At 70.1% G+C, this 23,831-nt stretch carries 23 protein-coding genes; 13 read left to right on the forward strand and 10 right to left on the reverse strand.

Going from position 1 to position 23,831, the window contains the following annotated elements; all coding sequences use genetic code 11:
* Positions 1-44: 44 nt before the first annotated feature.
* Both Aco04nite_RS02745 and Aco04nite_RS02750 read right to left on the reverse strand, forming a co-directional pair.
* Positions 45-2,219 carry a glycosyltransferase family 39 protein gene (locus Aco04nite_RS02745; RefSeq protein ID WP_212995595.1) on the reverse strand — a complete coding sequence of 725 codons (2,175 nt, stop codon included), beginning with the start codon at positions 2,217-2,219 and terminating at the stop codon, positions 45-47.
* A 103-nt stretch (positions 2,220-2,322) separates the two neighbouring features.
* Positions 2,323-3,384 (reverse strand): 3-deoxy-7-phosphoheptulonate synthase, encoded by a 1,062-nt coding sequence (locus Aco04nite_RS02750; RefSeq protein ID WP_212995596.1) that lies wholly within the window; start codon positions 3,382-3,384, stop codon positions 2,323-2,325.
* A 278-nt stretch (positions 3,385-3,662) separates the two neighbouring features.
* On the opposite strand from Aco04nite_RS02750, the gene Aco04nite_RS02755 reads away from it, so the two are divergent.
* A complete protein-coding gene (locus Aco04nite_RS02755; protein WP_203836531.1) occupies positions 3,663-4,067 on the forward strand; it encodes a hypothetical protein in 405 nt (134 codons plus the stop codon).
* On the opposite strand, the gene Aco04nite_RS02760 is transcribed toward Aco04nite_RS02755, so the two are convergent.
* Positions 4,014-5,609 carry a sensor histidine kinase gene (locus Aco04nite_RS02760; protein WP_212995597.1) on the reverse strand — a complete coding sequence of 532 codons (1,596 nt, stop codon included), beginning with the start codon at positions 5,607-5,609 and terminating at the stop codon, positions 4,014-4,016. The genes Aco04nite_RS02755 and Aco04nite_RS02760 overlap by 54 nt on opposite strands.
* Position 5,610: 1 nt before the next feature.
* Positions 5,611-6,348 carry a response regulator transcription factor gene (locus Aco04nite_RS02765; RefSeq protein ID WP_212995598.1) on the reverse strand — a complete coding sequence of 246 codons (738 nt, stop codon included), beginning with the start codon at positions 6,346-6,348 and terminating at the stop codon, positions 5,611-5,613.
* 130 nt (positions 6,349-6,478) lie between these two features.
* Between Aco04nite_RS02765 and Aco04nite_RS02770 the strand changes: the two genes are divergently transcribed.
* Both Aco04nite_RS02770 and Aco04nite_RS02775 read left to right on the forward strand, forming a co-directional pair.
* The gene (locus Aco04nite_RS02770; protein WP_212995599.1) at positions 6,479-6,793 is read left to right on the forward strand and encodes a hypothetical protein; all 315 of its coding nucleotides are present in this window, start codon (positions 6,479-6,481) and stop codon (positions 6,791-6,793) included.
* A gap of 88 nt (positions 6,794-6,881) precedes the next feature.
* The gene (locus tag Aco04nite_RS02775) at positions 6,882-7,754 is read left to right on the forward strand and encodes a hypothetical protein (protein WP_212995600.1); all 873 of its coding nucleotides are present in this window, start codon (positions 6,882-6,884) and stop codon (positions 7,752-7,754) included.
* Here Aco04nite_RS02775 and Aco04nite_RS02780 read toward each other — a convergent pair.
* On the reverse strand, positions 7,717-8,892 hold the full coding sequence (locus Aco04nite_RS02780) for a cytochrome P450 (protein WP_212995601.1): 1,176 nt from the start codon (positions 8,890-8,892) through the stop codon (positions 7,717-7,719). The two genes, Aco04nite_RS02775 and Aco04nite_RS02780, sit on opposite strands and share 38 nt — an antisense overlap.
* Positions 8,893-9,012: 120 nt before the next feature.
* Here Aco04nite_RS02780 and Aco04nite_RS02785 point away from each other — a divergent pair, with 120 nt between their 5' ends.
* A complete protein-coding gene (locus tag Aco04nite_RS02785; RefSeq protein WP_244875703.1) occupies positions 9,013-10,077 on the forward strand; it encodes a TetR/AcrR family transcriptional regulator in 1,065 nt (354 codons plus the stop codon).
* A gap of 264 nt (positions 10,078-10,341) precedes the next feature.
* Here the strand turns inward: Aco04nite_RS02785 and Aco04nite_RS02790 are convergent, their stop codons facing one another.
* Genes Aco04nite_RS02790 through Aco04nite_RS02805 form a run of 4 tightly spaced genes read right to left on the reverse strand, consistent with a single transcriptional unit; the run spans position 10,342 to position 14,156 of the window.
* Positions 10,342-11,127 (reverse strand): hypothetical protein, encoded by a 786-nt coding sequence (locus Aco04nite_RS02790; RefSeq protein ID WP_212995603.1) that lies wholly within the window; start codon positions 11,125-11,127, stop codon positions 10,342-10,344.
* The gene (locus Aco04nite_RS02795; RefSeq protein ID WP_212995604.1) at positions 11,124-11,441 is read right to left on the reverse strand and encodes a PadR family transcriptional regulator; all 318 of its coding nucleotides are present in this window, start codon (positions 11,439-11,441) and stop codon (positions 11,124-11,126) included. Before Aco04nite_RS02795 ends, Aco04nite_RS02790 begins: the two co-directional genes overlap by 4 nt.
* A gap of 44 nt (positions 11,442-11,485) precedes the next feature.
* Positions 11,486-11,965, reverse strand: a complete 480-nt coding sequence (locus Aco04nite_RS02800) for a DUF3592 domain-containing protein (protein WP_212995605.1) — start codon at positions 11,963-11,965, stop codon at positions 11,486-11,488.
* 25 nt (positions 11,966-11,990) lie between these two features.
* The gene (locus Aco04nite_RS02805) at positions 11,991-14,156 is read right to left on the reverse strand and encodes a hypothetical protein (RefSeq protein WP_212995606.1); all 2,166 of its coding nucleotides are present in this window, start codon (positions 14,154-14,156) and stop codon (positions 11,991-11,993) included.
* Between the two features lie 140 nt (positions 14,157-14,296).
* Here Aco04nite_RS02805 and Aco04nite_RS02810 point away from each other — a divergent pair, with 140 nt between their 5' ends.
* Positions 14,297-14,731: a tetratricopeptide repeat protein gene (locus Aco04nite_RS02810; RefSeq protein WP_212995607.1), complete on the forward strand. Its 435-nt coding sequence runs from the start codon at positions 14,297-14,299 to the stop codon at positions 14,729-14,731.
* Between the two features lie 23 nt (positions 14,732-14,754).
* Complete coding sequence (locus Aco04nite_RS02815) at positions 14,755-15,039, forward strand: Smr/MutS family protein (protein WP_203836522.1); 285 nt, start codon at positions 14,755-14,757, stop codon at positions 15,037-15,039.
* Here Aco04nite_RS02815 and Aco04nite_RS02820 read toward each other — a convergent pair.
* Positions 15,036-17,390 carry a M28 family peptidase gene (locus Aco04nite_RS02820; protein WP_212995608.1) on the reverse strand — a complete coding sequence of 785 codons (2,355 nt, stop codon included), beginning with the start codon at positions 17,388-17,390 and terminating at the stop codon, positions 15,036-15,038. The two genes, Aco04nite_RS02815 and Aco04nite_RS02820, sit on opposite strands and share 4 nt — an antisense overlap.
* A 62-nt stretch (positions 17,391-17,452) precedes the next feature.
* Here Aco04nite_RS02820 and Aco04nite_RS02825 point away from each other — a divergent pair, with 62 nt between their 5' ends.
* The 7 genes from Aco04nite_RS02825 to Aco04nite_RS02855 all read left to right on the forward strand — a co-directional run bounded on the left by Aco04nite_RS02825 (position 17,453) and on the right by Aco04nite_RS02855 (position 23,805).
* Positions 17,453-17,800 (forward strand): hypothetical protein, encoded by a 348-nt coding sequence (locus tag Aco04nite_RS02825; protein WP_212995609.1) that lies wholly within the window; start codon positions 17,453-17,455, stop codon positions 17,798-17,800.
* Between the two features lie 147 nt (positions 17,801-17,947).
* The gene (locus Aco04nite_RS02830) at positions 17,948-19,138 is read left to right on the forward strand and encodes a PP2C family protein-serine/threonine phosphatase (protein ID WP_212995610.1); all 1,191 of its coding nucleotides are present in this window, start codon (positions 17,948-17,950) and stop codon (positions 19,136-19,138) included.
* The gene (locus Aco04nite_RS02835) at positions 19,135-20,727 is read left to right on the forward strand and encodes a sensor histidine kinase (RefSeq protein WP_212995611.1); all 1,593 of its coding nucleotides are present in this window, start codon (positions 19,135-19,137) and stop codon (positions 20,725-20,727) included. Before Aco04nite_RS02830 ends, Aco04nite_RS02835 begins: the two co-directional genes overlap by 4 nt.
* Positions 20,724-21,179, forward strand: coding sequence for a response regulator (locus Aco04nite_RS02840; protein WP_203836517.1), 456 nt, complete (start codon positions 20,724-20,726; stop codon positions 21,177-21,179). Before Aco04nite_RS02835 ends, Aco04nite_RS02840 begins: the two co-directional genes overlap by 4 nt.
* The gene (locus Aco04nite_RS02845) at positions 21,172-21,975 is read left to right on the forward strand and encodes an inositol monophosphatase family protein (RefSeq protein ID WP_244875704.1); all 804 of its coding nucleotides are present in this window, start codon (positions 21,172-21,174) and stop codon (positions 21,973-21,975) included. The genes Aco04nite_RS02840 and Aco04nite_RS02845 overlap by 8 nt, the downstream gene beginning before the upstream one ends.
* The gene (locus Aco04nite_RS02850; protein WP_212995612.1) at positions 21,972-22,730 is read left to right on the forward strand and encodes an SDR family NAD(P)-dependent oxidoreductase; all 759 of its coding nucleotides are present in this window, start codon (positions 21,972-21,974) and stop codon (positions 22,728-22,730) included. The genes Aco04nite_RS02845 and Aco04nite_RS02850 overlap by 4 nt, the downstream gene beginning before the upstream one ends.
* Before the next feature lie 64 nt (positions 22,731-22,794).
* Positions 22,795-23,805: a coiled-coil domain-containing protein gene (locus tag Aco04nite_RS02855; protein ID WP_212995613.1), complete on the forward strand. Its 1,011-nt coding sequence runs from the start codon at positions 22,795-22,797 to the stop codon at positions 23,803-23,805.
* The last annotated feature ends 26 nt before the right edge of the window (positions 23,806-23,831 follow it).

A 23,831-nucleotide genomic window follows, 5' to 3' on the forward strand; every position in this document is an offset into this window, starting at 1 on the left:
GCGGCCTCCCACAGAGGGAGACCGCCTTCGGGGGTTGGGGTCGGTCAGGAGACGGGTGCGGTGAGGTCGTAGATCGTCACGTTGTCGACGGTCTGCGACTGGTAGTTCTCCGACACCCACGTGGAGATCTGCGAGCTGTCGTTGCTGCCACCGCTGCTGTTGCCACCACCGCCGAAGCCACCGCCACTGCTGCCGATGAAGTAGTGGATCTTTCCGTCGGCCACGTACTGCTTGAACTGCGCCAGCGTCGGTGACGGGTCGCTGCCGTTGAAGCCGCCGACCGCCATGACGGGCTTCTCGGTCGCCAGCTGGTAGCCGGACGCGTTCTGCGAACCCACGGCCGCCGCGACCCAGGTGAACTGGTCGGCGTTCGTCTCGAGCAGCGTCTTCATCGCATCGCTGACGGTCGCCGCGTCGAGCAGACCACCCATGCCGCCACCCCCACGCATCCCGCCACCACCGTTACCGCCGGGGAAGCCTTGCTGCGTGCCGGTTCCGCCCTGCTGGGTGCCGGTTCCGCCTTGCTGGGTGCCCGTGCCGCCTTGCTGGGTGCCGGTTCCGCCCTGCTGGGTGCCGCCGGGGAAGCCGCCCTGGCCGCCGCCGCCCGGGAAGCCGCCGCCACCCCGGTTGCCGCCACCGCCGCCGGGCCCGCCACGACCACCGCCACCGCCGCCGAACCCGCCGCCGCCCTGCACCGAGGGACCGGCCGTCGGGATGGAACCGGTGTGCGGCTCCGAAGCCGTCTGCACCGCGTACGCAGCCGGCCCGGCCAGCAGCGCGATCAGCGCACCCCCTGCGGCGAACAGCGCGACCTTCGCCGGCAGCCGCAGCGAGGCCAGCACGCCGACCGCCGCCACGAGCCCGAGGATCAGCACGACCCAGCGCAGCCACGGCACGAAGTCCGGGCTCCAGCCGAGCATGTGGAACGACCACCACGCGGTCACACCGATCGCCACCGCGAGAGCGCCGGCGGCGAACGGGTTGCGCCGGGCGCGCCACAGCAGGACCGAGCCCATCCCGACGACCGCGCCGACCGCCGGAGCGAGTGCCACGGTGTAGTACGCGTGGAAGATGCCCTGCATGAAGCTGAATACCAGGCCGGTGCCGACCAGCCACGTGCCCCAGAGGACCAGGGCGGCGCGCAGCTTGTCGGTGCGTACGGCGCGGGCGGTCAGCACGAGCCCGCCGACCAGCACGATCAGCGCGGCGGGCAGCAGCCAGGAGATCTGACCACCCTGCGACGTGTCGAACATCCGGGTGATCCCGGTTTCGCCCCACATACCGCCGCCGGTGCCACCTCCGCCGCCGCCGACGCTGCCGGTCTCCTCACCGTTGAGCCGGCCCAGGCCGTTGTAGCCGAGGGTCAGTTCGAGCAGGCTGTTGTTCTGCGAGCCGCCGATGTAGGGCCGCATCGAGGCGGGGACCAGCTCGACGATCGCGATGTACCAGCCGGCCGAGACGACGAGGGCGACGACGGCGAGCAGCAGTTGCAGGAGACGCTTGCCGAGCTTCGGCGGACCGGCGATCAGGTATGCGAGGCCGTACGCGGGGACCACCAGCAGTGCCTGCAGCATCTTGGTCAGGAAGCCCAGACCGACGAGGGCGCCCGCGAACATCAGCCACTTGGTCGAGCCGTTCTCGACGGCCCGCAGGGTGGCGTACGCGCCCGCGATCATCAACAGCACGAGCATGGCGTCCGGGTTGTTGAAGCGGAACATCAGCACCGCGATCGGGGTCAGCGCCAGCACGGCGCCCGCGATCAGACCGGCCGCGGGGCCGAACCAGCGCTTGACGGTCGCGAAGAGCAGGCCGACCGAGGCGACGCCCATCAGCGCCTCGGGGACGAGGATGCTCCACGAGCTCAGCCCGAAGATGCGTACCGAGATCTCCATGATCCACAGCGACGCCGGGGTCTTGTCGACGGTGATCGAGTTCGCCGCGTCGGACGAGCCGAAGAAGAACGCCTCCCAGCTCTTGGACCCGGCCTGGACCGCCGCGGAGTAGAACGCGTTGCTCCAGCCCGAGGCACCGAGGTCCCAGATGTAGAGCACCGCGGTGACCACGAGCAGGCCGATGAGCGATGGCCGCACCCAGCTCGCGTCCGTGGCGGGGCCGCGCAGGACCGTGGACCAGCGGGATCGGGGCTGAACCGGTGGAGGTTCTGGCGACGCGGGCTCCACGACCGGGGCCGTCTCCGGTACGGGCAACGTCGAGGTCATCAAAGGGTCCTTAGGGCAGGCGGAAGCAAGCTGACTTCCGTACCTTCTTCCGCCTGCCTGTCGGCCCCTTATGCCCTTACTGTGCGGCCCCTGTGAGTGTCGGTCAGGAGGCGCGGCGCTTCGCGGAGGCGGCGGCGAGCCTTTCCAACACCTCCACAGTGGGGTCCCAGCCCATGCACGCGTCGGTGACGCTCTGGCCGTACGTGAGGTCGCCACCAAGGTCCTGCCGGCCCGGCACCAGGAAGCTCTCCAGCATGACGCCGCGGATGCCGTGCTGACCGGCCTCGAGCTGGCCCGCGATGTCGTCCGCCACGATCGGCTGGCGCAGGTGGTCCTTGTTGCTGTTGCCGTGCGAGCAGTCGACCACGACCCGTTCCGGCAGCCCGGCCTCGTGCAGCAGCGTGAGCGACGCGTTGACGTCCTCCGCGCTGTAGTTGGGCCCCTTGCCGCCACGCAGCACCAGGTGGGCGTCCGGGTTTCCGGTGGTGTGCATGATCGCGGGCGTGCCCGAGACGTCGATGCCGGGGAACACGTGCTTCGCGGCCGCGGCGTTGATCGCGTCGATCGCGGTGCCGATGCTGCCGTCGGGGCGGTTCTTCATGCCGATCGGCATGGAGAGACCCGAGGCGAGCTGCCGGTGGACCTGAGATTCCACCGTACGGGCACCGATCGCACCCCACGCCACGGTGTCCGCGATGTACTGCGGCGTGATCGGGTCGAGGAACTCGACGGCGACCGGCAGCCCCCGCTCGAGCACCTGCAGGAGCAGCGCCCGGGCTACGCGCAGCCCCTTGCTCACGTCACCCGTACCGTCCAGTGCCGGGTCGTTGATCAGGCCCTTCCAGCCGACCGTGGAACGCGGCTTCTCGAAGTAGACGCGCATCACGATCAGCAGGTCGTCGGAGAGCCGTTCGGCCTGGTCGCGCAGCCGGTCGGCGTACTCGGCGGCAGCGATCGGGTCGTGCACCGAGCAGGGCCCGACGACGACCATCAGCCGTGGGTCGCGGCCGTTCAGCACGTCCTCGACCTGGCGACGGCTCTCTAAGACGCTCGCGGAGAGCTCATGGGTGAGGGGCAACTCGTGGTGCAGCAGGGCGGGGCTCATCAGGGGCACGACCGACTCGATGCGGTGGTCGCTGACGCGCTGTACCTCGGGGATCGTCATGGCGGTAGGTCCTCTCCGCCGGCTCCCCAGGGGCCGGCTTCCCCTGGGCCGTGGGCCGGCTCGTAACAAACGAAAAGGCAGCGACTAGATGTCGCTGCCTCGGCCGGCCCTACGGGGTGTCTCAGGTCATGAAGTCATGGCAGAGACACCGGCGGAGCCGGCCTCATAAACCACGAATACCAACGGGACACGCGGCCATGCTAGCCCATGAATCGGGGGACTGTGTCCGTCACCCGGGGTATGGGCACATGCAAGTTGCGTGTGCTGACATGAGATGTATGAAAGAGACGAGCGCGCCGTACCTCCTCGACGGTCTCGCCGACCTGCCCCCGGCGGAGCGCCGTCAGGCTGTTTCGCTGGTGGTGCTGAAGGTCTGGGAGACGCCGCAGGTCCTGCTCGGTGAGATACCGGCGACCCAGGCGCTGGCCGCGATCGCGGCGATCGCCGCGGGGCTGCCGGGTGCCCAGGGCCGCCCCTGGCTCGACGACCGGCTGCGCGCGGCGGCCTGCCCCAAGGTCACCAGCGAACTGGCCGGTCGTGCCCTCTGCGCCCTCGACGTGCTCGTCGGCCGGGACAGTGCGTCCATCCCGCTGCAGCTGCACGTCTCGGACGGCGCTGCCGCCACCGCGCTACTGGACGACCTGCGGGACGTACTGATGGACGGACTGCGGCTGGGCTGGTAGGTAATCGGTCAGCGGCAGCCGGACGGTGAACTCCGTGCGCCCCGGCATGCTGCGTACCGCGACCGTGCCCCGATGCGCGGTCACCACGGCATGCACGATCGACAGGCCGAGACCCGTGCTGCCGGCGGCCCGCGAGCGGGAGCTGTCCCCGCGGGCGAACCGCTCGAAGATGTGCGGCTGCAGTTCGGCCGGGATGCCCGGGCCGTAGTCGGTCACCCGCATCACAGCCGCGTCCGCCTCAGCGCCGACACCGACGACCACGCTGGTGCCCTCGGGCGTGTGCGTACGCGCATTGGCCAGCAGATTCGCCAGCACCTGATGCAACCGCTGCCCGTCGCCGATCACGCTCACCGGCTCGTCGGGCAGGTCCAGTTGCCAGTCGTGGCGCGGACCGGCGGCGTGCGCGTCACTCACCGCGTCCACCACCAGCATCGTCAGGTCGACCGGTTCGTGCGCGAGCGGCCGGCCGGCGTCCAGGCGAGCCAGCAGCAGCAGATCCTCGACCAGCGCGGTCATCCGCTGCGCCTCCGACTCGACGCGGCGCAGCACGTGGCCGATCTCGTCGGGGACGGGCTGGCGGCTGCGGCGGCTCAGTTCGGCGTACCCGCGGATGGCTGCCAGGGGGGTGCGCAACTCGTGGCTGGCGTCCGCCACGAATTGGCGTACCTGCATCTCGCTGGCATGCCGCGCTTCCAGCGCGTTCCCCACATGATCAAGCATCCGGTTCAAGGCCGCACCGACCGCACCCACCTCGGTACGCGGGTCGGTGTCCGCATACGGCACGCGCTGGGCCAGCTCGACCTCACCACGGTCGAGCTTGAGCTCCGAGACGCGGGTCGCGGTCGCCGCCACCCGGTTGAGCGGTTTGAGATTGCGCCGGATGATCACCGCCCCGGCCCACCCCGCCGCGATCAGCGTGATCAGCACCGCCCCACCCGTGACCAAAGCAATCGTGATCAACGTGTCGTTGGTGTCCTTGAGCGACAACGCGGCGATGATGACGCCGCCGTCGGGGCTCGGCCGGGAGACGACGCGATACTCACCGATGTCGCCGCCGAGATCGATATCGACCGGGTTGCTGTCGGGGGTGATCGTCGCCAGCTTCGTGATGGTGGCCGCCGGGAGGCTGGCGTATTTGTTGACATATCGACCGGCTTCGTTCGGGGTGTACGCGACGATGCCGCCGGCGGTCTTGATGCCGTTCTGGTCGAGGCTGAGCAGGATCGAACTGACCTCAGCGCCCGGTGGGGGATCGGTCCCGAACTGGCCGCTACTGAACTGGCCGCCACCGTACTGACCGCTACCGTTCTGCCGGGGGAATCCCTGGTTGCCCTCACCGGGGAGGCCCTGCGCCCGGTTGGCGGTCTGCGTCAGCTTCGTGTCGAGCTGCGAGTAGAGGGTCTTGTGCAGGTAGAGCTCGGCGGTGCCGCCCACGACCAGGCCCAGCACGGTCAGCAACGCGATCATGACCGCGATCAACCGGGTGCGCAGCGACCAGCCCGCTGGGGAGCGCCAGCGGGCAGGGTGTGCGGCGATCGCCATGTCAGTCGGCCGGCTTCAGGACGTAACCCGCGCCGCGCATGGTGTGGATCATCGGCTGGCGGCCGGCGTCGATCTTCTTCCGCAGGTACGAGATGTAGAGCTCGACGACGTTCGCCTGGCCCCCGAAGTCGTAGTTCCACACCCGGTCGAGGATCTGGCTCTTGCTCAGCACCCGGCGCGGGTTGCGCATCAGGTAACGCAGCAGCTCGAACTCCGTGGCGGTCAGGGTCACGAGATCACTGCCGCGGCGCACCTCGTGGCTGTCCTCATCGAGGCTCAGGTCACCGACGATGAGCTGGGAATCCGTACGCATGGGCGAGCGACCCATCCGCCGCATCAGCCCCCGCAGCCGGGCCACGACCTCTTCCAGGCTGAACGGCTTGGTCACATAGTCGTCGCCGCCCGCGGTGAGCCCGGTGATCCGGTCCTCGACCGAGTCCTTGGCGGTCAGGAACAGCACCGGCACGTCGGGGGCCTCCCCGCGCAGCCGGCGCAGCACCTCGAGGCCGTCGATGTCGGGCAGCATCATGTCGAGAACGACGGCGTCGGGGCGGAAGTCGCGCGCGGTCCGGACGGCGGTCTGGCCGTCGCCGGCGCTGCGCACCTCCCAGCCCTCGTAGCGCAACGCCATCGAGAGCAGCTCCGCGAGCGTGGGCTCGTCGTCGACCACGAGGACCCGCACGGGGCCCCCGTCGGGCCGGCGGAGCTCGCTGCTGGTGTCTGCGTTCGCCATCGTCATGCCCCTACTGTTGCGGGCCACGCTTTGCGCCGCCTTTCCGCTTCCTGTGTAGCACCTGTGTGTTCGGCCCACAGGAAGGACACGGATTTCGCACAGCGCAGTGATGGGCGGGCTGCGCACAGTTGCTGCCATGACGGAGATGACGATTACCCGGACCGCGTACCCCATGGCCTGGCAGGAGGCCCCGACCAAGCCGGACCCGACCGCCCCGGTGCGGGTGTCGCCGCGTTTCTACGAGGGTGGCACGACCCCGAAGCGCAAGCTCCGGACGGCCGGAATCGCGGTGGCCGCCGTGTTCGCCGTGGCGGCGGTCTTCGGCCCCGGCCCGAACCTGGTCACCCGGCTGGGCATCGGCGACCAGGCCTTCGCCACCGTGAGCGCCGCCGACACGATCGTGAGCAGCGACATCCTGGCCGACGTCCCCGCCGCGGGGCGCAATGCCTGATCTTTCGGACCGCGGGCCCGCCGCAGGTCGCAATTCCTGACCTTTCGGGCCGATACTGCACCGGGCTCACAGGCCCTACCGTCAGCCGGTGCACAGACGCAGGATCCTGCTGACCGGTCTCGCCGTCTCCGGCGCCGAGCTGATCGTCTCGATCTTCTACCCGGTGCCGATCTATGCGACCTGCGGCGGCGCTGCCGTAGCCCTGCTCATCGTGGGCATGGTTCTGGCCTGGCGCCGCAACCGGCATCCCCCGGCCGCACTCCTGCTCGTCGGTCAGAGTTTCCGCACTCCGCGCCACCTCAACGGCGTCTTCATGGGGCTGTCCTGCCTCCAGCTGGCCACTTTCTCGCTCGCCGCCACCCGCGAAGGCTGGCAGGCGTTGCTGGGCGTGGCACTGTTCGGCGGAATGGTCGCCGTCATGTGGCGGTCGCTGTGGCGCGGCCACGGCCTGATCCTGCGCCCGAGCGGAATCGAAGCCGCCAAGTCAGCCGGCACCCTGACCATCCCGTGGGAGGCCCTGGCAGCGGAGCAGCCCGGCCGAGGCCCGGTCTGGCACGAGATCAAACTCGCCTACGCCCACCCCGAGCTGGTCACCATGACCGGCTGGACCCCGGCCCGCGGCGAGATCGTCTTCGAGGGTGTCGACCCCGACTTCATGATCAAAACCATCGCAGCGTACGCAGCGGAACCCGATCGCCGTGCAGCGATCGGCACCCCGGCCGAACTGGAACGACTGCGTGAGGGCCTGCCCCCGATCCTGCGCGGCATCGCGGAGATCGTCGAACCCGCGCCCGCCCGGGTCACCGTGCGCCGCATCGTCCTGGCCCTCGCCTGCTTCGTGGTCGCCGCCTTCGCGTCGGGCTGGCTGAGGTGGCTGTCCATGCCGTTGTTGATGCTCGCGGCCAGCCAGTCCTACTACGCGTTCAAAGGCTGGCGGGCAGCAGCACTGGCAGCGCGCTGACCCGCCAGGCTCCCGGATCGGGCACGCGCCGGACGGTGTCGTCCGCCGGCCTCAGCCCCGGGAAACGGCGCAGGAGCGAGCTGAGGGCCACCTCGATCTGCACCCGGGCGAAGGCGGCGCCGAGGCAGAAGTGCGGGCCGTGGGCGTACGCGAGATGTCCCGGGCGGCCCGGCTCCCGGCGAAGATCGAGCCGGCCGGCGTCGCTGAAGGCGCGGGGATCCCGGTTGGCGCTGGCCAGGCACGCCGACACGGCGTCACCTTCGCTGATCCGCACGCCGCCGATCTCGACATCCTCCTGAGCGAACCGCGGCAGGCTGAGCAGCTGTGGCCCGCACCACCGGGTCAGCTCCTCGACCGCGCCGGGCAGCAGGCTCTCGTCAGCGAGCAGCGCCGCCAGCTGATCGGGGTGGCGCAGCAGGGTGTCGACCGCGTTGATGATCAGGCCGGCCGGGGTCTGACCGGCCAGGATGAGGTTCCAGACCAGCGTCACCAGCTCGACGTCGCTGAGGTTCTCCTGCCCGATCAGCTGGGATAGCAGGTCCTCGCCCGGCTCCTGGGCCCGATGCGCGACGGCGGCCGCCGCGTCGTCCATGATCGCGGGAACGGCGGCCATGAAGTCGGCGCCGTGCCCGGTGGCGATCGCGACGCCGTAGCGGCGCCAGGACTCCCGGTCGGCGAGGGGGATGGCGAGCAGTTCGCAGATCACGTCGACGGGCAGCGGCTGGGCGAAGAGTGGGACCAGGTCGACGGGCGCACCGGTGCCGGCGGGGATGTCGTCGAGCGATGCTTCCACCATCTGAGTGATGCGCGGCCGGAACTCCTCCGCCCGGCGGGCGCTGAACGCCGGTGAGACGAGCCTGCGCACCCGGGCGTGCTCATCGCCGTTCGTCTGGTGCATGGTCCGCAGGTATTTCTGGCAGTGCTCGGGCACCTGGGGCCGCAGGTAGGTGTCCTCGCTCAGCTCGAACCTGCTGTCGCTGAGCATCGCTTTCGCCTCGGCGTGCCTGGTCACGACCCACATCGAGCCGAAGCCCGGCGTGCTCATCCGGGCGACCGGTCCCTGCTCCCGCGCGCGCTCGTAGGCCGCCACCGGGTCGTTGAGGACGGCCGGGTCGGACAGCTGAATCTCGGGGATCATGGTGCCTCCACATGTTTACGTCAGATGTTCATATCATCTGAGTGGTGACGGTATCGTGGGTTCGACGCGACGGCAACGACGAGATGGCGGCGGCACATGGTCCGGCTCACCAGAGCGCAGATGCAGGGACACAACCGCGCGAAAGTGCTGGCTGCCGCCCGCGCCGAGTTCACCGGGCGCGGCTACCGGGAAACGAAGATCGACCAGATCGCCGAGCGTGCCGAGCTCACGCGGGGCGCGGTCTACTCCAATTTCCCCGGCAAGCGTGCCCTCTACTTCGCGGTGCTCGCGGAGGTCGCCCAGGAGCAGGGCGAGCCGGAATTCCGGCCCACCGCCAGGAGCGCGGCGGACGCCCTCGCCGATTTCGCGCGCGCCTGGCTGGCCCGGCTGCCCCTGGCCGACGACGACCGGCACAGCACCGCCCGCCTGGCCCGCGACCTACTCCCCGAGATCCTTGCCGACGAGCGCACCCGCCTGCCGTTCGCCGGGCTCACCGATCTCAGCGCGGTTCTGCTGGGCCTCTGCCTGGAGCGGACCGGCGCGCTGGAAGGCTTCGGCCCACGCCCCCGGATGGTCAAGGCCGCCGGGGTCGCGCTGACCACCCTGCACGGCGCGACCCAGCTCGCCGCCGCGGCCCCCGGCTTCGGCGAACCGTTCGCGCTGGTCGCCGCATGCGCCCGCCTGGCCGACCTGGAGATCGAAGACGCCTGGCCACCCGCCCACCTGCCCTACGTGGCCCCGGCCCGCCCGATCGACCAGCCCTGGACCCCGCCCCCCGCCACGGACGCCCTCCGCGACGAGCCCGCGGCGCTGCAGGAGGACGGTGTGGTCGCCGTGCTGGGCCTGCACCGGCTACCGGCGATCGAGGAAGCCCTGCGCGCGGCCTCCCCGGCCGACGCGGTCACGGTGGCACTGGTGACCAGCGACCCTCAAGAGCTGGGACCACTCGCCCGCCTGCTCCTCACCGACCTGCGATCGTTCCTCCGGACCGCGGTCCCGGCCGCGAGCTGGCCCCGCCTCCGCATCGTCCACGACGAAGGCGGCAAGCTCGCCGCGGCAGCGGGCGTCCCGGCAATCAGCGACGGCACCGAAAGCGCCGTCCGCCTCGCCGCCGGCCGCCTCATCGCCCGCGCCGACGGCTACGGCGCCTGCCACGCCGCCGCCTCCTGGCCCCGCCAGGGCTGAGCGGCTGAGCGGCTGAGCGGCGGGCCGGGCAGGGCCGAGCCGCAGGTCCCGCTGGGCCGACCTGCCCAACGCCGGGGCATCGGCGTCACCAACCTTTTCGACCTTCCCGCGGTCACCATGCTGGACCGGAGTCGCCTGCTGCAGCGAGCGTTGGATGCCTGCGCTGCCAACGCTGCCACTCCACGTGCCTCTCGCCGACGCTGCGACGGCGCTGGGGCAGCGCACCGCGATCGGCAAGGCCGTCCTCGCCGTCGGCTGACCCCGTTACGCATTCAAGGGCTTGCGGGCAGCGAGATAGGGCGCCCCGGGCCGGAACGCCCTGCGCAGTGCGACCGCGCTGACGACGATCGCGAGCAGGCCGCTGACGAGGTCTCCCAGCGTGTAGTACTGGACGTTGAGCGTTATGCCCTGAATCCCCTCCAGGACGAGGGCCACGCCGGTCAGGCCGAACGGGACCGCGAAAACCAGGCCGGCGGCGCTGCGCTTCGGCGTCCAGAGCGGAGCCCCGAGCGCGGTGGAGCGCCGCAGGATCAGCAGTGCGATGACGAGCACCACACCGATGCCGCCGATGAACAGGTGGGGAAGGTAGCTGGTTGGGAAGTCGTTCTGTTGATACAGCCGCACGCAGTCGACCTCGCCCGGCGGAAGCCACGGCCGCGAACACATCGGGTGGCCGCCGAACCGGTCCGTTGCGATCAGCAGCCGGGTCCACGGCCAGCTCAGCAGCCAGGTCAGTGCGCCGCTCAGCCCGTACCAGGCCAGGGCCGTGCCGGTGAGCGCCCAGGCCCCGATCGTCAGCCGGCGCAGCGACAGCCGCACGGTCCCGCTGCTGCCCGGCACGCGGCGGGCGATGGTGGTCGCCGCGCCGAACCGGGCGACAGCCTGACGCTCGGCGGCCTCGGCGTCCAGCCCGCGGGCCCGGCCCTCGGCGGCTGCCTCGCTCAGATGCTCCTCGGTCTCGATCAGCAGTCGCCGTCCGTCCGTGCCGGTGCCGGCCAGCAGGTCGAACATCTCGTCGAGATACCGGTCGACGGGCCCGTCGGGGGTCATGCGAGGCCCCCGATGACGGCCTGGACGCCGACTACGAAGCCGCGCCACTCCTGCTTCTTGGCTGCCCGGGCGCGACGGCCGTCGTCGGTCAGCTCGTAGACCCGCCGCCGGCGCGCTGCGGTCTCGTCCCAGCGGCTGGCGACCAGACCCGCGCGCTCCAGGCGCTGCAGCGCGGGATAGACCGTCCCCTCCGGCAGATCGAAGGCGCCGCCTGAGCTGTCGCGCAGCGCGGTGATCACGGCGTAACCGTGCACCGGGCCGGCGTTGTCCAGGACCGACAGCAAGAGCAAGTCGAGATGACCGCGAATCTCCATGCCTAGAGAACCTAGGCATAGCCAACCTAGGTGTCAACGACGGTTCAGCTCCAGTCGCCGTCCGGGACGAAGGAGTCCGCGCCGGACGTCGCGTGGATCGTGTTGAAGGCGACCAGCCCGAAGCCGATGAAGAGCAGGCCGAAAATGATCATCACGATGGTGCCGGCGATGCGGTTGCCGGGTGTTGAGGCGTGGTCGGGGTCGGCGGGGTCGTAGATGATGCCGATCGGCTTGTCGGTGAGGTGCGAGGTGTTGCTGGGGCTGGAGTTCAGGGCGGTCTTGATCTCGCGGCCGTCGGTCGTGCGGAAGGTCACCACCGGGTAGTAGGTGATCTGGCCGTCGCTGTTCGAGTGTTCCTGGTTGTCGACGACCGTGGCGGTGACGTGGGTGCCGATCTCGGCCAGGCGGCGGGCGCGGAACCAGCTGCGGATACCGAAGAAGATCATCGCTGCGCCCGCGAGCACGGGGAGGACGACCAGCATCACGGTGCCGAAGATCGATAGCCAGTCGTAGTCGTCGTTCATGATCCGCAAGGTAACGGAGACGCGCTCATTCCGTTGTGGTCTCGAGGGCGGCGTCGCGGAACTGGTCGGCTCCCTGTTTGAGGCGTTCCTGGTAGTAGACGCGGTTCCAGTTGGTCCAGGTGACGTGGCCGGTCGGCTGGTCCGTGCCGGTGGCCGAGACGGTGACGCCGACCCCGGGGCTCACCACCAGCTCCAGTTTTCCCTGAGTGGGTACGCCGACCCGGTGCTTGGACGGGTCCGCGAAGCCGAGCATCGCCCACGGCACCCGTACGACCAGGGAGTCGCCGTCGCGGTACCAGAGGGCTCGGCTGTCGTCCGCCGGTGTGCCGTAGCGCAGGTCGCCCGCGTTCTGCAGCTCGGCCGGGAGTTTCTCGCCGGTGCTGGGGACGGTGAGGTCGCGGTTGACGACCAGTTCGAAACGGCGCCAGCCCTGCGGTGCCGGGCCGCGCTGGGACTGCGGGACGGCGTAGTCCAGCGGCATCGGGTCGAGTTCGCGGCGCAGGTAGGCCTGGCCGGTGCGGGCGACGAGGTCGAGTTCGAACGCCGCGTCGGATTCGCGGTCGCCGGTGCCCGGGGCGGGTGGGCCGGTGACCCCCGGCAGCACGTCGAAGCCGAGGGTGAGGGCGCTGGGCAGGGGAGTGCCGAGGGCGACCCGCAGATTGACGTACGACTCATCGACCCGCGCGATCACCCGCTGGGCCGGCCACGCGTGCTCGTCGTCGAGCAGATACTCCGGCACGGCGTCCGGGGAGCCCGCGGCGTCCATCGCGATCAGGCCGAAGTTCTGCTCGTTGGTCAGCGGGTCGTGCCAGAGCTGGCGGCGTTCGGCGTCCTGGTGCTCGATCGTGTTCCAGGTGAACTTGAACCACTCGTCCGCCCAGCCGAACAGAAAACCCCCGGCGAGCCCCTGGTCCTTGATCAGGCGCAGCAGCTCGGCGTCGATCCGCATGGCTTCGCGCTCGCTGTGGTCACCCTGGGTGCGCCCGAGCGGGCTGTTGTGGGCGGAGCCGATCGAGGACGGTATGCCGAACTCCGTCACGAGCGTGGGCATGTCGCTGTGGTGATCGCGTAATGCCGCGAGGTACCCGGCGTACGGGTCGGTGCGGCCCTCGTACACGTACCTCTGCAGTGCGGGTTCGTGTCTTTGAAAATCGGGATAATAGGGGTACGCGTGATAGCTCGCGAACGTCCCCGCCGGCCAGTCCGCGGTCGGGCGCACGTGGTTGGCGTCAAGGTTGAACAGGTCCTCCTGCGCGAGCGGCTCGTCGGGATGGCGCAGCGGATCCGTCGTCGGCCAGTTGACGAACGCGATCGGCTCACTGACCCCCTCCGCCGCCTCGTATCCCGCCAGTTCGTTCATCCGGGCGGCGAGCCAGCGCTCGGTGGGGGAGGCCTGCGCGGTGCTACGGAAGTACTTGCCGCGCACGGCTGGAGCGGCGGCGTTGCGGGTGTCCGACGCGCTCCCCGCGTACGGATCGAATTCGACGCCGATGATCCACGCAGCGAGCCAGGGAGTCACATCGGTGTCCCAGACCCCGCTCGCCCTGCCGCGCAGCGGCTCCCGGCTCAGCCGTCCCCGGACCGCACGGCTCGCATCCTCGATCTCCGCCCGGAAGGCCTTCGTGACCGCGGGATCGTAGACGTTCTGCTTCTGGACGTAGGACTCGTCGGGCAGGTAGATGCCCTGCATCAGGTAGAGTGGGCTCGCGGGGTTGGCCAGGTTGTAGCGGGCCAGTTCCCGATAGAAAGCGGGCGGATGGATCGTGTAGATCCGCAGTACGCGCAGGCCCAGCCAGCCCATCGCCGCGAACCAGGTCCGGTACTGCCCGGCGGTGATCGACAGCTCGCCGGGCTGATGGCCGGGGGTGGTGCTGCCCAGGTTGATGCCGGGCAGGAACGTCACGTCACCGCCCGCGGTGTGCAGCGCGAACCGCTGTTTCTCCGCGGTCGCGATGCTGAGCAGCCCGTGGTCGGTGGTCGCGGCCGGCGCCCACGACGGGCCGGCCGGGGGCGAGCCGATCGCGGTCATGCCGGGGATCGCGAACGCCGCCGAGCGAGCCTGCGGCCGTGGCGTCGCCCCGGCCAGGAAGAGACACATCGCCAGCGTCACGACCCCGATGAGCCCGGCCTTGACGGGGCTGGCCCGGTGCCGTATTGGGGCCTGAACCAGATGGAGCGGATAGTCCCCCACCTCAGCAATTCTGTGCCCCGAGGGTTGCAGTATGCGGCGTTTTGTCGGGAAGCTCGACATCGAGGAACACTCGCCGTTCGAACGGAGTTGTGCCAGCGTTGGTCAAGTCGGCGGCGCCAGCGAGCGTGGGGAGCGGATTGGTGGATCTTCTCGAGGAGTACCGCAGGGCAAATTTCACCTTCGAGTCCGGTGACCCCCTCGGGGCATCCCGGATGCTCGAGCCGATAGTCGAGGCGGAGCCGGGCAACGCGGCTGTCCGTCTTCTGCTGGCCCGGGCCTACTTCAACTCGGCTCAGCTCAACCGCGCCGAGGAGCAACTCCGCACCCTGATCGAGCGGGACCCGTCCGATCATTACGCCCACCACGTGCTCGGCCGCACCCTGGAGCGGGCCGGCCGGTTCAGCGAGGCCCTGCCGCACCTGCGGCTCGCGGCGGCGATGCACCGGCACAACGACTACGACGAGGCGGTGCGCCGGGCGGAGGCCTGGGTCGGCAAGAACGGAGGCCGCACGGAGTATGCCGCCGAGCAATCCGGCCCCGAGCAATCCGGCCCCGAGCAATCCGGCCCTGAGTAATCCGGCCCGAGTAATCTGGGCGGGTGAAGCTCAAACTGGATCTCCACGACATCTTCAACAAGGGCACCGAGATCGACAAGGCCCTGCGTGGCGTCATCGACGAGGCGATCCAGAAGAAGGCCGCGATGATCGAGATCATCCCCGGCAAGGGGAGCGGCGCCCTCAAGAAGAAGGTGCTGCGGTTCCTCGATCAGAAGGACATCAAGCAGCTATACCACCGGGTCGAGAAGGACGGCGACAACTGGGGGCGGCTGTTCGTGCACTTCCGGCACGACGCCCCCACCGGTCGCCGCGGCCGAGGACGCTAGATCGTGTAAGTCTTCGCGACCGCGAGCATCTCGGAGCTGTGTGAGCCGACGATGCCCACGTCGGCCGGGCGGGCGTGGAAGCCCGGGACGTCGCTGAGCCCGTCGCTGGCGTCCATCACCCGCAGCTTGAGCTCGGCGGTGCCGCGCACGGTCAGGGTGACGTCGATGCCTTCGGCCGGCGGCGCGTGGAAGACGAAACCGAAGCCCCACGGCCCGCCTGCCACCTGGTCGGTGGGCACGTTCTGGCCACCGACGGTCGCGGCCGTCACTGCCGCATCCTTGGCGGCATGCAGGGTGATCATGCGGTCCGGCCGCTGCGGGGTCACATGCAGTTTGACCGTACGCACACCGCCCGCCGTTGTGTCACTGAGCGCGGTCACCAGCGGGGCTGCCAGCGAAACCGCCTGAGCCGGCCCGGAGAGCAGCTCCTCGTCGCCGAACGCCGGAAGCGTGTCCGTGACCGGGGCCGGGTCGCCCTTGACGTACTGCGCCGTCCAGTCGCTCGTGGTGGTCGACGCACTGAGCCAGCGGGCCTGGCCGGTGTCCGAGTCGAGGGCGTACATCAGGTGGGTGGGCTCGGGGTGTTCCGGGTCGAAGCGGTCCACGGCCAGCCCGGTCGCCACGCACCCGATCACCGCGAGCAGCGCGACCAGCGTGGGCAACGCACCCAGTCGCCGGGCGCGCAGGGCGGCGACGCCACGCGTGCGGACGACCTCGGGCTCCACGGTCTCAGCGCTGCGCCGCGGGACGACTGCTGGCGGGTGCAGCAGGTCGATGACCGGCACGATGGCGAGGGCGAGCAGGACCACGATGAACGCGCCCGCGGCGGCCAGGTTCATGCCCATGGCGGGGAAGAACAGCACCGCGGTCGGTAGCAGGATCACGGCCGCGACGGCCGCGCCCAGCGTCGTCCAGAGCACCGCGAAACGCCCCTTGAGCAGCACCGAGGCGATGCCGGTGAGCGCGCCCGCGAGGACCGGGAGCGCGGTCAGGTAGGAACCGCCGGGGGCGAGGGCCGCGAGAGCCAGGCCGAGCAGGGCCAGCCAGGAGAGGGCGCCGACGGTCATGGCGAGCGGGCCGAGGCGGCGGCGCAGCAGGGCGTACCAGGCGAAGAACGCGGCCGCGACGACCGCGACGACGGCGAGGCGGTACCACCACGGGCGGTACGGGTCGATCGGCAGTTCTGCGTACCCGGGGCGGATGATCTTGATCAGGGTCCAGAGCAGCTGCGCCAGCAGCGGGGCCGCGAGCAGCGGGACCAGGGCCGATCCGAAGGCAGCGAGTTGCCGGCGTGCGGAGGCGAGACCGCGACGGCGGGCGAGCCAGGCCAGCGCGAGAACGGCCGCCAGCGCGAGCACTGCCAGCGGCCAGGTCCACGAACCCGGGTAGTCCACCAGGCCCCAGGGCACCGGGAAGTACGTGGCGTCCTCGTCGGAGCGCAGTGCCGGAAGATCGGCGTTGCCGAGGTCGCGGGTCAGTGCCAGCAGGTTGTCGCCATGATGCTGCAGGCTGTCCCGGTCCATGGCGGACGGTGTGTCCATCGGCGAGTGGTAGACCGCTGCCCCGTCGATGTACGCGCTGTTGAGCCCCGTGAACCCCTTCTCCCGGAACGCCGTGAAGTCGGTGTCGTTCGGGAGCATCCGGTAGATCTCGACGGCGAACGACGTGCCGACCGGGTGCGGCGCCTTCGCGTACACGCCGACCAGACCCGCGTTGTCCTTGGCGGTCTCGAACATGATCGACGGCCCACTGCTGCCGCGTGCCTCGAGGTTGAGGACCACGCCACCCTGCTGGGCGAGCGGATGCTGGTCGACGAACGCCTTGGCGCCGCAGAGACAGCCCTCCTCGGCATCGGTGAGCACGAAGACCACGTCGTTGCGCAGCCGCGGGCCGCCGGTCAGCGCGCGGGCTGCCTCCAGGATCGCTGAGGTGCCGGCCGCGTCGTCGTTGCCGCCGGGTCCGGTCTGCGCCGAGTCGTAGTGCGCGACCACGAAGAGCCGGCCGGTCGACGCCGTGCCGGGCCAGAGCGCGACCACGTTGCGCACCCGGGCCAGTCCGACACCGCCCGCGCTCGCGGAGAGCTGACTGCCCTGGATGGACACCGTGTCCTGCACCTGGGCGTCGAGGCCGAGACCGCGCAGGGTGGTGACGATGTGCTCGCGGACCGCGTCGTTCGCCGCGCTGCCCGTGACGTGCGGCCCCGTGGCGATCGCCTGGACGTGGGTGAACGCCCGCGCGGCACTGAACTCGCCGGCCGGGGCATCGGCGGGGCGGGCGGCCGGTGGGCGTACCCCGAGAAGGGCGAACGTGGCGATGACCGCGAGCACTGCGACTGCCGCGAGCTTTTTCACTGCCGACCTCTCGACGCGGGTGGTCGGGCGATCATAGGGCTCGGTGGCCTAAATTTGGACCCGTGAACCAGCCGCTCGATCCCATCGCCGTTGTCGCCGAGTTCGTGGAGCGCGTAGCACCCTACGATCCCGAGCCAGGAGCCGTGCCGGCCGCCTTGCTGGGGGTGCGCGTTGCCGGTGGTGAGGCGGTCTTCCCCCTCAGCGATCATGCGATCCGGGCGATGTGCCGGGCGCTCGAGGCGTACCGCGACCCCTCCGATCGGGGGACGTGTGCCGAATGCGGCGGTCGTCGGCTTGACGACAATCTGCGCTGTAACGACTGCGGACGGTTGCACGGCATTCTTGGAGAGGTGATCGCGCAACACGCGCGACGGGTTGCGGAGGAGTCAGCGCATGGATCGCCCGCGTGATGTGCGCCACGGCTGGTGTTGTGCAGCCCGGGCGCGTAGTGGACGATCAGCGGGTCATTCCCGAAGGAGCCCCACCATCAACCGTCTCAGCAGCGCCGCCACCGGCCCGCGTGCCACCTCCGGCCCGTGGTGGGACGGGGTGACGTCGTGACCGAGCTAGCCCCGCCACGCCCCGCGGTGAAGGCACCCGAACGGCTGCGCGTGCTCCTCGTCGAGGACGACGAGGGCGACGCCTTCCTGGTCCGCGAGCTGCTCGAAGAGGCCGGCGCCGCCTTCGACCTGCAGGTGGCGACCACCCTGCGTGACGCCCAGGCGCTGATCGCCGGCATCCACTGCGTGCTGCTCGACCTCGGCCTGCCCGACGCCGAGGGCATAGACGGACTGCGCAAGCTCCTCGCCGTGGCCGACAACGCGGCCGTCGTGGTGCTCACCGGGCGCTCCGACGAGCACCTCGGCGTCGTCGCGGTCGCCGAGGGCGCCCAGGACTACCTGGTCAAGGGTCAGGTCGACGGCGTCCTGCTGGCCCGGGCACTGCGCTACTCCGTCGAGCGCAAACGGGCCGACGAGAACACCCAGCGGCTGCGCGAGATCGAGCTGCGCCAGGCCGAGTCGGCCCGCCTCGAGCGTGGTCTGCTGCCCCAGCCGCTGATGCGCACCGATGCCGTGGCGGTGCACACGTTCTACCGCTCCGGCCGGGCCATGGGCCTGCTGGGCGGTGACTTCTTCGACGTGGTCCAGATCGGCGACGACAAACTGCACGTGATCGTCGGCGATGTCTGCGGGCACAGCGTCGACGAGGCAGCCCTGGGTGTCGAGCTCCGCGTCGCCTGGCGTGCCCTCGTGCTCGCCGGTGTCGAGGAGGATCGGGTTCTCGGTGCGCTGGAAATGGTTCTGATGACCGAGCGCCGGGCAAGAGAGGTGTTCGCCACGGTTGCCATGGTCTCCATCGACCTGCACGGCAGCCGGGCGACCGTACGCCTCGCCGGTCACCCGCCGCCGGTGCTGTTGTCGGGTGGCAAAGCCGTCCCGGTGACCGCCCGCACGGGCATCGTGCTCGGCGTCCGGCCGACCCCCACCCCCGCGACCGACGTGGAGTTCACCGGCGATGACTGGTCCCTGCTGATGTATACCGACGGACTCATCGAGGGGCACACCGGCGTCGGCAACGAGCGGCTCGACGTCGAAGGGCTCTGCGGCCTGCTCGCCGAGCCGGCCGCCAAGGACGTGCCGCTCGCCGCGCTGCCCGCCTGGCTGGTCGGCCGGGCGGAGCAGGGCAACGGCGGCCCGCTCGCCGACGACGTCGCCATGCTGCTGATCTCCAGCGGTGGTGGGCGGTGACCCTCCTCAAGATCAGCACCTGGACGCTGCGCCGCCGGATCCTCGCGCTCTGCGTCGGCGTCGCCCTCATCCTGGGCGTCCTGGGCGTGGTCGCCGCGTTCACAGCCGCGGGCAGCAACCGCCAACTCGACGATGTGGTCAACCGGGCCAGCCCGATGCGCGCCGCCGGTGAGCGGCTCAACACGGCGATGGTCGACCAGGAAACCGGCATCCGTGGGTACGCCATCAGCGGCCGGACGAGCAACCTGAAGCCGTACGACTCGGGGCTGCTCTCGGAGAAGCAGCAGATCACCCAGATCGACGGGCTCCTGCGCTCCGGCCCGCTCGAGGACAAGGTCCGGGCCGATCTGGCCGAGGTGCAGCGCCGGGCGCAGGCCTGGCACACCGACGTCGCCGACCCGATTCTCAACGCCGTGCGTACCCAGGGGCCGGACGCCGGTCAGGAACTCATCGACGCGTCCACCACCACCGAGTTCGACGCGCTGCGCTCCGCCATCGACAACATGCAGACCGACATCTCGACCATCCGGGCGCAGTCCGCGACCGCTGCCAAGGAAACCAGCCAGCAGATGGTGGCGCTGCAGATCGCCGCGGCGGGCATCATCGTGCTCGCCGGCGCGGCTTTGATGCTCACGCTCGACCGCCTGGTCAGCCGTCCGGTCACGAAGCTCGCCTCGCAGGTGCGCGAGGTAGCCGAGGGCGACTACGACAAGCACATCGACGCCCACGGGTCGCCGGAGCTGCGGGGCCTGGCCGACGACGTGGACGGCATGCGCAAGCAGATCGCCGCCGAGCTCACCGAGGTGCGCGAGGCGCGCCAGCAGGTCGAATGGATCAACGAGCAGCTCAAACTGCAGACGGAGGAGCTGACCCGCTCCAACCGTGACCTCGAGCAGTTCGCCTACGTGGCATCGCACGACCTGCAGGAACCGCTGCGCAAGGTTGCGAGCTTCACCCAGCTGCTGCAGCGTCGCTACTCCGGCCAGCTCGACGAGCGCGCCGACCAGTACATCGCCTTCGCGGTCGACGGCGCGCAGCGCATGCAGCGACTGATCAACGATCTGCTGGCGTTCTCCCGGATCGGCCGGCTCACCTCCGGCTTCACCGACGTCGACCTCGACAAGGTGCTGGCCGAGGTCAAATCGCAGCTGGAGATCCGGGCCGGTGAGGACGCCGAGATCACCTGGGCCGACCTGCCGACGGTCGAGGGCGAGGAGCCGCTGCTCACGACGCTCTTCGTCAACCTGCTGGGCAACTCGCTGAAATTCAAGCGCCCCGACGTGCCGCCGAAGATCACCGTGACCGGCGAGCGGAACGGCGACGAATGGCGGATCAACGTCCGCGACAACGGGATCGGGATCGAGGCGGAATTCGCCGACAAGGTCTTCGTGATCTTCCAGCGGCTGCATGCGCGGGACGCGTACGAGGGCACCGGAATCGGTCTCGCCATCGTCAAGAAGATCGTCGAATACCATGGCGGGCGGATCTGGATCGACCTCGAGGTCGCCGAGGGTACGTCGATCTGGTTCACGCTGCCGGTGCTGGCGGGCGTGCCGGTGCAAGAGAAAGTGAAAGAGGGCGCACTATGACCGGAGCGGTACGACAGGACGGCACGCCGATCGAGGTGCTGCTCGTCGAGGACGACCCGGGCGACGTGCTCATGACGCAGGAAGCGTTCGAGGAGCACAAGGTCCGCAACCGGCTCACGGTCGTCTCCGACGGCGCCGAGGCGCTCGCCTATCTGCGCCGCGAGGGTCAGTATGCGAACGCCACGCGCCCCGACCTGATCCTGCTCGACCTCAACCTGCCCCGCCGCGACGGCCGGGAGGTGCTCGAAGAGGTCAAGAAGGACGACGACCTCTGCCGCATCCCGGTCGTGGTACTCACCACCTCCGCGGCGGACGAGGACATCCTGCGCAGCTACCAGCTGCACGCGAACGCCTACGTCACCAAGCCGGTGGACTTCGAGCGTTTCATCTCGGTGATCCGGCAGATCGACGAGTTCTTCGTCAGCGTCGTGAAGCTGCCGCCGCGTGCGTGACGACGTGCTGGACAAGGTCACCGATCTGGTCCGCGAGGTGGCGGCGACCATCGTCCTGCCCCGCTGGCAGCATCTGGCCAAGTCCGAGATCCACCAGAAGGCCCCCGGCGACCTGGTGACCATCGCCGACCAGGAGTCGGAGCGCGCCCTCACCGCGGGGCTGACCGCGCTGCTGCCCGGCTCGATCGTGGTCGGCGAGGAAGCGGTCGCCGCCGACAAGGCCGTGCTCGAACGGGTGGGCGAGCAGGGTGCTGTCTGGATCGTCGACCCGGTCGACGGAACGAACAACTTCGCGGCCGGTAAGAGCCCGTTCGCGGTCATGGTGGCGCTGCTGCGCGAGGGCGAACCCGCCGCCGCATGGATCCTCGACGTGCCCAGCGACCGGATGACGATCGCGGAGGCGGGGGCAGGGGCCTTCCGGGACGGCGTACGTCTCAAGACCCGCACCGACTCGCCCGCCGCCGCGGCGCTGAGCGGCACGGTCTCCCGCAACTATCTGCCGGCCGAGCACGCCGTCGTGGATCTCAACGCCCCCAAGTTCGCGAAGGTCACCGGCGGCCACCACTGCGCCGGGTACGAATACCCCGCCGTGGTCACCGACGAGCAGCAGTTCGCGGTCTTCTGGCGCATCCTGCCCTGGGACCACGTGCCTGGTTCGCTGATCGTCCGCGAGGCCGGTGGCACGGTTCTGCACCTGGACGGTTCGCCCTACCTGCCCACCGACAGCACCCGGGGGCTGCTCGTCGCGCCCAACGAGGAAATCTGGCACACGGTTCGCGGCACTCTGCTTTCATGAGCCGCATGTCGTACCTTGATGACCTGTTTGGCCTTGCCGGTCGCACTGCTCTGGTTACCGGTGGCAGTTCCGGCATCGGTCTCGCTATGGCCACCGCGCTGGGCCGGGCCGGTGCGCGGGTGATCCTCGTGGCGCGCTCGCCCGGTCGGCTGGCCACCGCCGCCGGCGAGATGTCCGGTGTCGAGGTGGAGACTCTTTCGGCTGACCTCGCCGTCCGCGCCGACGTCGCCCGTGTCGCCGAGCGCTCCGATGTGGACATCCTCGTCAACTCGGCGGCGGTCAATCTGCGGCCGCCGCTGGACGAGCTCACCGACGAGGACTGGGACGTCACCCTGGCCGCCAACCTCACCGCGCCCTTCCTGCTCGGGCAGCGGCTCGGTCCCGCGATGGCCGCCCGTGGGTGGGGGCGGATCATCAATGTCGTGTCGCAGCAGGCATTCCGGGCCTACGGCAACAGTGGTGCCTACGGTGCTGCGAAAGCGGGCCTCGTGGGCCTGACCCGCTCGCAGGCCGAGGCGTGGTCGGGGCGCGGTGTCACGGTGAACGCGATCGCCCCCGGGGTGGTGCACACGCCGCTGACCGAGCCGGTCTTCGCGGATCCGGCAAAGGTCGCGGCCCACGAACGCCGGGCGATGATCGGACGAAACGGGCTGCCCGAGGATTTCGCCGGTTCTGCCGTCTATCTGGCGAGTTCCGCTGCCGCTGCGGTAACCGGCCAGACACTCTTCGTCGATGGTGGATATAACGCGACCTGAGCGACCTGACCTCCGGGCCCTCGGCGGGGTAGAGTCACGCCGCTTGAGACCTTGGAGGTAGATCGTGGCGGCGACTCTCCTGCGCCTGCTCAAACTGTGCCCGGCCGTGCTCGCGGCTGCCCTCGTGCTGCTCGTGGCGGCACCGCCCGCGCACGCGGCGCCGAACGACGAGGGCGGTAGCAAGGCGCTGCGCGCCGCGCTGGAATCGGCGGCGAAGGGCCACGTCGAGGCGAAGCAGAAGCTCGAGGCCAGCAAGAAGCGGCAGACCCAGCTCAAAGAGGTGCTCGAGCAGGCCACCGCCAAGGAGGCCACGCTCGAGGGCCGGGTCGGCGAGATCGCCAACCGCTCCTACCGCCAGGGCCGGCTCAACACGATGACCCTGCTGCTCAACGCGAGCTCGCCCGACACGTTCATGGAACGGGTCATGCGGCTCGACCAGATGGCGCAGGTCGACGCGAGCGCGCTGGGCGAATACCACGACGCGGTCACCACCGCGGAGAAGGCGACCACCGCGATCGGCCTCGAAATCAAGGAGCAGCAGAAGCAGGTCACGGTGATGGCCAAGAAGAAGCAGCAGGCCGAGGCGGCGCTCGCCGCGGTCGGCGGGGGTGCGGTTGCCGGCGGATTCGTCAACGCCGACTCGCCGTCCGCGAAGGCCGCACCGCGCAACTCCGACGGCTCCTGGCCCAAGGAGAGCTGCACCGTCAACGACCCCACCACTTCCGGGTGCATCACCCCGCGGCTGCTGAACGCCTACCAGCAGGCGCAGGCCGCCGGCTTCAAGCGCTACACGTCCTGCTTCAGCGAACGGGCCTCCGGCGAACACCCCAAGGGTCGGGCCTGCGACTTCTCGGCGGCGGCGGGCGGCTTCGAGAACGTCGCCGCGACCGGTGGCGACAAGACGTACGGCAACAACCTGGCGGCGTACTTCGTCAAGAACGCCGACCGGCTCGGCGTGATGTACGTGATCTGGTACCGCCAGATCTGGATGCCCAGCACGGGGTGGCGCTCCTACAGCGCTTCGGGCGGGCCGTCCGTGGTCCATACGAACCACGTCCACCTGTCGATCCTGTAATTTCAGGCTCCGCCGGTACCATCCGC

This window comes from Winogradskya consettensis (assembly GCF_018332715.1).
In the GTDB taxonomy this organism is placed as follows: Bacteria; Actinomycetota; Actinomycetes; order Mycobacteriales; family Micromonosporaceae; genus Actinoplanes; species Actinoplanes consettensis.

Coding starts and splice junctions, on each gene's coding strand:
- Aco04nite_RS02745 (WP_212995595.1), bottom strand. CDS start 2,219: ATGACCTCGACGTTGCCCGTACCGGAGACGGCCCCGGTCGTGGAGCCC.
- Aco04nite_RS02750 (WP_212995596.1), bottom strand. CDS start 3,384: ATGACGATCCCCGAGGTACAGCGCGTCAGCGACCACCGCATCGAGTCG.
- Aco04nite_RS02755 (WP_203836531.1), top strand. CDS start 3,663: ATGAAAGAGACGAGCGCGCCGTACCTCCTCGACGGTCTCGCCGACCTG.
- Aco04nite_RS02760 (WP_212995597.1), bottom strand. CDS start 5,609: ATGGCGATCGCCGCACACCCTGCCCGCTGGCGCTCCCCAGCGGGCTGG.
- Aco04nite_RS02765 (WP_212995598.1), bottom strand. CDS start 6,348: ATGACGATGGCGAACGCAGACACCAGCAGCGAGCTCCGCCGGCCCGAC.
- Aco04nite_RS02770 (WP_212995599.1), top strand. CDS start 6,479: ATGACGGAGATGACGATTACCCGGACCGCGTACCCCATGGCCTGGCAG.
- Aco04nite_RS02780 (WP_212995601.1), bottom strand. CDS start 8,892: ATGATCCCCGAGATTCAGCTGTCCGACCCGGCCGTCCTCAACGACCCG.
- Aco04nite_RS02785 (WP_244875703.1), top strand. CDS start 9,013: ATGCAGGGACACAACCGCGCGAAAGTGCTGGCTGCCGCCCGCGCCGAG.
- Aco04nite_RS02790 (WP_212995603.1), bottom strand. CDS start 11,127: ATGACCCCCGACGGGCCCGTCGACCGGTATCTCGACGAGATGTTCGAC.
- Aco04nite_RS02795 (WP_212995604.1), bottom strand. CDS start 11,441: ATGGAGATTCGCGGTCATCTCGACTTGCTCTTGCTGTCGGTCCTGGAC.
- Aco04nite_RS02800 (WP_212995605.1), bottom strand. CDS start 11,965: ATGAACGACGACTACGACTGGCTATCGATCTTCGGCACCGTGATGCTG.
- Aco04nite_RS02840 (WP_203836517.1), top strand. CDS start 20,724: ATGACCGGAGCGGTACGACAGGACGGCACGCCGATCGAGGTGCTGCTC.
- Aco04nite_RS02850 (WP_212995612.1), top strand. CDS start 21,972: ATGAGCCGCATGTCGTACCTTGATGACCTGTTTGGCCTTGCCGGTCGC.